Annotated in this window: 7 protein-coding genes; all 7 read left to right on the top strand. The window is 64.7% G+C overall.

Features of this window, described 5'->3' with window-relative positions:
* The first annotated feature begins 744 nt into the window (after positions 1 to 744).
* The 7 genes from MUO23_06045 (at position 745) to MUO23_06015 (ending at position 7,716) form a co-directional block, all read left to right on the top strand.
* The gene (locus MUO23_06045; protein ID MCJ7512515.1) at positions 745 to 1,932 is read left to right on the top strand and encodes an ABC transporter substrate-binding protein; all 1,188 of its coding nucleotides are present in this window, start codon (positions 745 to 747) and stop codon (positions 1,930 to 1,932) included.
* Between the two features lie 110 nt (positions 1,933 to 2,042).
* Entirely contained in the window at positions 2,043 to 2,804 is a 762-nt protein-coding gene (locus tag MUO23_06040) for an ABC transporter ATP-binding protein (protein ID MCJ7512514.1), read from the top strand.
* A 2-nt stretch (positions 2,805 to 2,806) separates the two neighbouring features.
* On the top strand, positions 2,807 to 3,529 hold the full coding sequence (locus tag MUO23_06035) for an ABC transporter ATP-binding protein (GenBank protein MCJ7512513.1): 723 nt from the start codon (positions 2,807 to 2,809) through the stop codon (positions 3,527 to 3,529).
* Between the two features lie 10 nt (positions 3,530 to 3,539).
* Entirely contained in the window at positions 3,540 to 4,433 is an 894-nt protein-coding gene (locus tag MUO23_06030) for a branched-chain amino acid ABC transporter permease (GenBank protein ID MCJ7512512.1), read from the top strand.
* Positions 4,430 to 5,485 (top strand): branched-chain amino acid ABC transporter permease, encoded by a 1,056-nt coding sequence (locus MUO23_06025; protein ID MCJ7512511.1) that lies wholly within the window; start codon positions 4,430 to 4,432, stop codon positions 5,483 to 5,485. Before MUO23_06030 ends, MUO23_06025 begins: the two co-directional genes overlap by 4 nt.
* Before the next feature lie 9 nt (positions 5,486 to 5,494).
* Positions 5,495 to 6,796: a C69 family dipeptidase gene (locus tag MUO23_06020; protein ID MCJ7512510.1), complete on the top strand. Its 1,302-nt coding sequence runs from the start codon at positions 5,495 to 5,497 to the stop codon at positions 6,794 to 6,796.
* A 17-nt stretch (positions 6,797 to 6,813) separates the two neighbouring features.
* Complete coding sequence (locus tag MUO23_06015; protein ID MCJ7512509.1) at positions 6,814 to 7,716, top strand: acetamidase/formamidase family protein; 903 nt, start codon at positions 6,814 to 6,816, stop codon at positions 7,714 to 7,716.
* The last annotated feature ends 91 nt before the right edge of the window (positions 7,717 to 7,807 follow it).

The following is a 7,807-nucleotide window of genomic DNA, read 5'->3' as shown; positions in this document are numbered from 1 at the left end:
GGTTGAAGGATAATGCCCCGAAGGCGTCCTTGAGAAGAAGCCACCGGAATCGGACGTCGAACGGCCTCGAGCTAAGCTGCCCGGCGGAAGCGGGCAGACTGCCGCCTATTTTCGCGCATGCCGGCGGGCCAGGCGCCTCACCCTATGGCCCAGCCCGCCGGGTCAGCTTCAGCGAGTTGTTAGGCGGCGTGAAGAAATGTGATCTAGAAGGACCAGTTCTCTCGGTCCATGAGTATTTCGAGTGAGCAACAGTCGATGTTGAAGTGATCGCAGACATTCGGTATCCTGGCCGCGTTAGGCTTGCGTTCCTCCTTCGTGACTACGCATGCAGAGTTGACGTGGGCGGAGGCAATCACGAAGGGATCGTCCACCGCGCCACAATATCGTACAGCTGTTCTATGTCAACAACTTGCTGGGCGGGGGAGAGGCGGGCTAGCCCGTGGGGGGATGGGGCCTCGCACTGCGCGAGAAACCTGCGGTCGCAAGAAGAAAGCGACTGCCCGGCCCTCACCCCATTTCATTGACTTGCCCGTGCGCATATGATAGCATATCATGAATTCAAGTGAGGCTGACAACGTTGGGATCCTCCGCAGAATCACTGCTCAACCAAATTCCCGCTGCTGAGCGCGCCGTACCGTTTGCACCAGAAACCCGATCGCCCGTCTTCTCTCGGTACCCCAGTTCGCTGCTTAACCTTCTGAAGAAGAAGGCGAACAGCCACAGATTCACAAAGGAGAAGAAGACATGAAGAGACAATCGCAACGCTGGACTTTCCTGGCCATCCTGCTGATTCTCAGCCTGGTGCTCTCCGCTTGCGCGGGGGCGGCCAAGGAAGACGATACCATCAAGATCGGCGCCGCCCTGTGCCTGACCGGCATCCAGGCGCCCCTGGATGAGCCCGCCCTGAAGGGCGCCCAATTAGCCGTGGATGAGATCAACAAGAAGGGTGGGGTGCTTGGCAAACAGCTCGTGCTGATCAACCTGGATTGCAAGAGCGACCCGGTCACCACCGGCAACGCGGCGGTGCAGCTCATCGACCAGGGTGCCAATGCCATCATCGCCCCCAGCGACTTCGACTTTGGCGGCCCCGCCAGCCGCGAGGCCCAGAAGGCCGGCCTGGTGGGCATCTCCCCGGCTGCTTCATCCCCATTCTATGGCTCCGAGGCCCTGGGCGACAAGCAGTTCACAATGTCGATGTGGAACACCACCATGGGCGCTGCCGCAGCCCAGTACGCGCGCGAGCAGGGCTGGGATACAGCCTATGTCGTCACCGACGATTTCATCCAGTACACCAAGGACCTCGGCCAGTACTTCGTCCAGGCCTTCAAGGACCAGGGCGGCACGGTCGTGTACGAAGAGAAGTACACGCAGGGCGCGGCCGATTTCTCCGCCCAGCTGGCCCGCATGAAGGCCCAGCCACAGCAGCCTGATTTCTACTACATCTCCTCGTACATGCCGGACCTGGGCCTGATCATCCGCACCATGCGCGAAGCCGGCATCACCCAGCCCATCCTGGGCGGCGACTCTTATGATGACCCAGGCCTGTTCCAGGCGCTTGGCCCGCAGTACGGCAACGACATCGTCTTTGCCACCCACACCTGGGTCTCGCCCGACACCTCGCCGCAGATGGCCGAGTTTCTGACGGCCTATGAAGCCAAGTTCGGCGGCCCGCCGGAGGCCATGTGGGCTGCCACCGGTTGGGATGTGGTCAACATCCTGGCGGGCGCCATGGAGAAGGCCGGCACCACCGATGGCGCGGCCATGGCAAAGGTGATGGAAGACAACACCTGGGACCTGCTGACCGGCGAACTGGATTGGGAGCCCGCCGCCAATGGCCATGAGACGCACAAGCAGGCGGCCATGGTCATGCTGACCGGCGGGGTGCCCGCATTCCTCGGCTGGCTGATGCCCACCAGCCAACCCGCCCCGTAAGCGGGCCTTGGGCGTTCTTCGCCCATGCCGCCGCCCAAAGTGAACTGACCCCGGGGATTCTGTGGAGGCCGGAGGGCCTCCACAGAATCCCCCCTGAATAGCCCTATGCCATGACCTCTGACATCTCAGCCGCGGGCCCTTCCCGTGAGGCCCTCACCATCCGGGGGTTATCCAAGTACTTTGCCGGCCTGCACGCCCTGGACGGCGTGAGCTTCATCCTGCGGCGCGGCGAGATCCTTGGCCTGATCGGGCCGAACGGCTCCGGCAAGACCACCCTCATCAATGTAGTCACCGGCCTGCTGCCCGCCACCAGCGGGCAGGTCTTTGTGGACGGCGCGGAGATCACCAACAAGAAGCCCCATCAGGTGGGCCACGCCGGCCTGGCGCGCACTTTCCAGACCATCCGCCTCTTCCGCGAGCTGACCGTGCTCGAAAACGTGGAGGTGGCCGCGGTCAGCATGGGCCACTCGCGCCGGGACGCCCGCAAACGGGCCGGGCAGGTGCTGGAGGAGATCGGCATCTCGCGCTGGGCGGAGATGCGCGCCGGGGTGCTGCCCTACGGCCTCGAGCGCCGCGTGGAAGTGGCCCGCGCCCTGGCCACCGAGCCGAAGTTCCTCTTCCTGGATGAGCCCGCCGCCGGGTTGAACGAGGACGAGGGCGAAGAGCTGCTGCAGGTGCTGGCAGCGATCCCCGCGCGGAAGAACCTGGGTATGTTGATCGTCGATCACGACATGCGCCTGATCATGGGCCTATGCCACCGGCTGCACGTGCTGAACTTCGGCAAGACCATCGGCGAGGGCACGCCCCAAGAAGTGCGGCAGATCCCGGCTGTGCTCCAGGCCTATCTGGGCAAGGCCGCAGCCGGAGGCTGAGTATGCTAGAGCTGAATGGCGTCCACGCCCGTTACGGAGCCATCACCGCCCTGCGCGGCGTGTCCATCAATGTCAGCCAGGGCGAGCTGGTGGCTCTGCTGGGCGTCAACGGGGCGGGGAAATCCACCACCCTGGGATGCATCGCCGGCGTGCTGCGGCCCTGGCAGGGGGGTATTGCCTTTGAGGGTGGTTCCATCGTCGGCAAGTCTCCCGAGCAGATCGCCCGCCTGGGCATCTCCCTGGTGCCCGAAGGGCGCGACATCTTCCCCAGCCTGACCGTGGAGGAGAACCTGCGCCTGGGTGCTTTCACCCGCAGCGAAAGAACCGAGTACCGGCGCAACCTCGATGAGGTCTACGACCTCTTCCCGGTGCTCAAGGAGCGCCTGCAGCAGCCTGGGGGCACCCTCTCGGGCGGCGAGCAGCAGCAGCTGGCCATCGCCCGCGCGCTCATGTCCAGTCCGCGCCTGCTCATGCTGGACGAGCCCTCCCTGGGCCTGGCCCCCGCCCTGGTCGACCAGATTTTCGAGCTGATCGCCCGCCTGCACCAGCGCGGCGTGACCATCCTGCTGGTCGAGCAGAACGTGGACCGCACCCTGGAGATCGTCGACCGGGCCTATCTGATGAATACTGGCCTGATCGAAAGCCAGGGTACTGCCCAGCAGCTGCGCAGCCGCGCAGACATCGAAAGCATCTATATGGGCGTCGGACGCCAGGTAAAGAAATAAGAGCGCCGCCTTGATCAACCTGGAATTCATCACCAACACGCTCAGCCTCGGCAGCCTGTATGCCATGTTGGCCTTGGGGCTGGTGATCGTCTATGGCATCCTGCGTCTGGTCAACTTCGCCTATGGCGAGCTGATCATGGTCGGCGGCTACACCATGTACCTACTTACCTTTTACACCCCCCTGCCCTGGCTGGCGGTGGTCGTGCTGGCGGTGTTGGCTGCCGTGGTGACCAGCCTGTTGACCGAGCTGGTGGCCTTCCGCCCGGTGCGGGAAAAATCGTTGACCGCCATGCTGATCACCTCCTTCGCCGTCAGCACCATTCTGCAGAACGGCGCCCTGCTGATCATTTCCCCCCGCGCGCGTGCCGTGACCCTGCCGCAGATCTTCCAGACCAGCGTCATGATCGCCGGCACCAGCGTGCCCTGGCGCAATATCCTCACCATCGTCACCTGCATCGCCACGCTGGCGCTGCTCACGCTGCTGCTGCGGCGCACCGTGCTGGGCATCGCCCTGCGCGCCGCCGCCGACAACTTCACCATGACCCGTATGCTGGGCGTGCCCGCCAACACGGTCATCTCCACCGCCTTCGCCATCAGCGGCATCATGGCCGGCATCGTCTCCATCTTCTGGATCGCGCGCTCCGCTTCGGTAACGCCCACCATTGGCCTACCACCCCTGCTGGTGGCGTTTGTCGCCACCGTCATCGGAGGGATGCGCAGCCTGACCGGTGCCGTGGTGGGCGGATTCGTTTACGCCACCATCATCAGCCTGCTGGGCGTGCTCCTGCCGCCGGGGTTGGTGGAATTCCGTGAAGCCTTCATGTTCGCCTTTGTCATCATCATCCTGCTCATCCGACCCGAGGGCCTGATCCGCAGCAAGACCTCCGTGGAGCGCGTGGGATGAACCTGGCCGCCCGCCTCAAACCGCTCAACACCCCGCTGACCTTGGTGGCAGCCGTGCTGGTCGTGGCTGTCCTCGCCCAGCTAGCGGGCATCTCCCTGCTGACCCGCATCGTCACCGTCATGTTCGTCAGCCTCATGCTGGTGCTGGGGTTGCAGCTCTACATGGGCAATTCCGGCATCCTGAATTTTGCCCACATCGGCTTCATGGGCATCGGGGCGTACACCGCCGTGCTGTTCTCCATGACGTCCGAGGCTAAGGTCCTGACCAACTCTGACCTGTATCCTTTCCTGGTCCCGCTGCACCTGCCCTTCCTGCCCTCCCTGCTGATCGGCGGGCTGGTGGCGGCCCTGTTCGCCGCGCTGATCAGTTACCCGCTGATGCGCCTGTCGGATGCGGCCGCCGTCATCACCTCCTTCGCCCTGCTGGTCATCATCCACGTGGTGCTGCTGCACTGGGACCGGGTCTCCAACGGCCCGCGCACCCTTTTCGGGGTGGACAACTACACCACATTGTGGGTAAGCGTGATCTTTGCGGTGATCACTATCTTTATCGTCTACTTCTTCAAGGAGTCGCGCATCGGGCTGCGCCTGCGCGCCAGCCGCGACGATCGCTACGCCGCCGCCTCGATCGGCATCAACATGGAGGTGATGCGCTGGCTGGCCTTCGTGGCCAGCGCCTTCATCGCCGGCGTCGGCGGGGGGCTGTGGGCGCACTTCATCACCTCCTTCACGCCCTATTCCTTCTACCTGAACGAGACGTTCGTGGTGCTGGCCATGTTGGTCATCGGCGGGCCGTACAGCGTCTCGGGCGCCGTGGTGGGCACGCTGGTGGTGACCGCCGCCCGCGAGGTGCTGCGCGGCATCGAGAACCAGGTCAACATCATGCAGCTCTTCCCGCAGGGCTTCTTCGGCTTCACCGAGGTGGTCCTGGCGATTGTGCTCATCCTGATTCTGATCTACAGGCCGACCGGCATCATGGGCAGCCGCGAACTGCGCTGGCCGCGCCGCCGAGGCCAGGCCGAGCTTGGCGAGCCGGCCGAACCGGAAGCATAGGGAACACCCATGTGCGACACATTCGTCGCGCTGCCGGCCTTCACCCAGGGCAATTCGATGCTCTTCGCCAAGAGCGCCGACTGCGAGGTGAACGAAGCCAACGCCATCGTGCGCATCCCGCGCCGCAAACACGCCAGGGGCGAAGCCGTGCGCCTGACCCACCTGGTCATCCCCCAGGCTGAAGAAACTTACGAGCTGCTGCTCACCAAGGCCTTCTGGAATTACGGCTGCGAGATCGGGGTCAACGAATACGGCCTGGCGATGGGCGAGGAGGCCGTCTTCACCACCGAGATGGCCGAAGAGAAGGACGGCATCATCGGCCCGGACCTGATGCGCATCGGCCTGGAACGGGCCCGGACCTGCCGGGAGGCCATCCAGGTCATGACCGGCCTGCTGGAGCAGTACGGGCAGGGCGGCAGCGCCGAGCTGAAGGGCAACTCGCACTTCGACAGCTCCTACATCATGGCCGACAGGGAAGAGGCCTACGTGCTGGAGACGGCCGGTCGGCGCTGGGCGACCAAGAAAGTGGACAAGGTCGCCTCTATCTCCAACTTGCTGGGCATCCGCGCCGATTGGGACGCCTGCTCGGACGGAGCTGGCTCGCCGACGACCGACTGGGCCGGCCGGTACGGCCTGCCCGAAGTGCCGCCCTCCTTAGGCTCCCCAGCCCGCCAGGCCATCACCTATGACAGCCTGCAGTCCGCGCTGGGGCGCATCACGGTCAAGAGCATCTTCCAGACCATGCGCCAGCACGGCCCCGGCTATCACCCCGCCAGCGCCGAGGCGCACCGCAACATTTGCATGCATGCCGGGCCGCAGGAGAACCGCTGGTGGCAGGCGGATGGCGTCATGGTCACGGATGTGGGCGCACATGGCGTGCTGGCCTGGGTCACAGCTACCTCCGGCACCTGCGTCTCCATCTTCAAGCCGGTCTTCCTGGGCATGGACTTGCCCGATCTGGGTCCCTACCCGAGCGAGACCTTTGAGCCGCGCTGCCTGTGGTGGAAGCACGAGCTGCTCCACCGGCGCGCCATGGCCGATTTTGAGGCGCTGGTGCCCGAGATCCGCCAGGAATTCGACCCCATGGAGGATGCCTTCCTGGCCCAGGCCGAGACGGTTAAGCGCGGCACGCCCAGCGAGAAGGCCGAGTTCATGCACCACTGCTTCCGGGAGGCGCTGGCCGCCACCGAGGCCTGGATCGCCCGCCTGCAGAAGCGCCGCGACCTGAGCTTCAGCGACCCGGCCTACCGGGCCATGTGGGCCAGGCTCAACGCCGAGGCCGGGATGACCGGCCTGCCGGATGAAAACTGATCTTCTTGGAGGTAGATATGGCCGTGACGATCTCGCGCGACAAAGTGTTCTTCGCCTTCAGCCCGCAGCTGAAAGCCATCGCCACCATCGAGCAGGGCCAGGAAGTGCTGCTGCAGACGCACGACTGCTTCGAGGGGCAGATCCGCACCACCAGCGACCTCGTGGATGCGCTGGACTGGGCGCACGTCAACCCCGCCACGGGCCCGCTGTACATCTCGGGCGCCAAACCCGGGGACGTGCTGCGCATCGACCTGCTGGACATCCAGATCGATGAGCGATCTAGCATGGTGACCATCCCGGGCGAGGGCGCCCTAGGCGATGTCATCACGCAGATGGAGACCTCGATTCTGAAACTGGAGGGGAGCCAGTTGGTCTTCAAGGATAAGGTGCGCGTGCCCGCGCGCCCGATGATCGGCGTGATCGGTGTGGCGCCGGCGGAGGGCGAAGTGCCCACGGGCACGCCGGGACCGCACGGCGGGAACATGGATTGCACCCTGGTGGCAGCCGGGAACCGGGTGTATTTCACCGTGGGTGTGGAAGGCGCGCTGTTCGGCGCGGGCGACCTGCATGCCGCCATGGGTGATGGGGAGATCGTGGTGTGCGGGGCAGAGACGGCCGGCGCGGTGCGCTTCAAGGCGGACGTGGTGGACCTGCCCGGCCTGCCGACGCCTTTTGTGGAGACCAGGGAGGTGGTGGCGACCATTTTTTCCGCTCCCACCCTGGACGAGTCTGCCAGCGGCGCCACCCACAACATGGCCCAGTTCCTGACGAACTCTGCCGGCATCCCGCTCAACGACGCCGGGATGCTGATGAGCCTGGCCGGCCAGCTCAAGTTCTGCCAGGTTGTCGACCCGCTCAAGACGGTGCGTTTCGAATTCCCTAAGGCAATCCTGGCTGAGTACGATTTCCACATGCCGTAAGTAGGCCGAATTGGAGGGGAGGAGAGCAGTGCGCCCCCTGATTTCGCGGATTCTACACCGGGGTCCTATCGCCGCCTAACGGCCTCGAGCT

It is taken from the genome of Anaerolineales bacterium (assembly GCA_022866145.1).
Taxonomy (GTDB): domain Bacteria; phylum Chloroflexota; class Anaerolineae; order Anaerolineales; family E44-bin32; genus PFL42.
This window is presented reverse-complemented; position numbering and strand designations above follow the sequence as displayed.

Coding starts and splice junctions, on each gene's coding strand:
- MUO23_06025 (MCJ7512511.1), top strand. CDS start 4,430: ATGAACCTGGCCGCCCGCCTCAAACCGCTCAACACCCCGCTGACCTTG.
- MUO23_06015 (MCJ7512509.1), top strand. CDS start 6,814: ATGGCCGTGACGATCTCGCGCGACAAAGTGTTCTTCGCCTTCAGCCCG.
- MUO23_06020 (MCJ7512510.1), top strand. CDS start 5,495: ATGTGCGACACATTCGTCGCGCTGCCGGCCTTCACCCAGGGCAATTCG.
- MUO23_06045 (MCJ7512515.1), top strand. CDS start 745: ATGAAGAGACAATCGCAACGCTGGACTTTCCTGGCCATCCTGCTGATT.
- MUO23_06035 (MCJ7512513.1), top strand. CDS start 2,807: ATGCTAGAGCTGAATGGCGTCCACGCCCGTTACGGAGCCATCACCGCC.
- MUO23_06040 (MCJ7512514.1), top strand. CDS start 2,043: ATGACCTCTGACATCTCAGCCGCGGGCCCTTCCCGTGAGGCCCTCACC.